Consider the following 504-nt stretch of genomic DNA (forward strand, 5'->3'; position numbering starts at 1 on the left):
CTTCGATATGCTCTATACGACATTCGCCAGCATCGAAGATGGTGAGAACGCAGCGCAACGTGCGGCGGGTTTACCCGAACTGAAGTTCGAATGGGATGTAGTACGCGCGATCATCACGAGATTTGACGCGAGTCAGCAGACCGATATGGCCAATGTCATTCAGGCGTATTTCGGGGATTTCATGAATGCCTACAGGCAGGACTATACGGCGCTGGTCGGGCAAGCGGGTGAACAAGTGAACGGTATCTACGAAGCGGATTATCGTGACTTCAACCGCGAGACATATGTGCGCGGACGAGAGACCTTCGACAGAACCTATGCTGAATTCAAAGAAGTTCTGATCGGATGCTGGTGGCGCGATGCGCAGATGGGAGGACAGGCAGATGGCTAAACGCAGAAGACTGATTGCACCAGATACAGAGGCGCTTGAACAACTAGAGGCGGGTTTCGCCGCGAAACCCACGGTCAGCCCGTTTGAGACCAAATCCGCACCGCCACCCATCG

The 504-nt window shown here is 54.2% G+C and carries 1 pseudogene; it reads left to right on the plus strand.

Features of this window, described 5'->3' with window-relative positions:
* A pseudogene (locus ACR0I8_RS22155) lies at positions 1 to 391 on the plus strand (AAA family ATPase); the annotation flags it as partial.
* Positions 392 to 504 lie beyond the last annotated feature (113 nt).

This window comes from Ruegeria sp. BG9 (assembly GCF_056538305.1).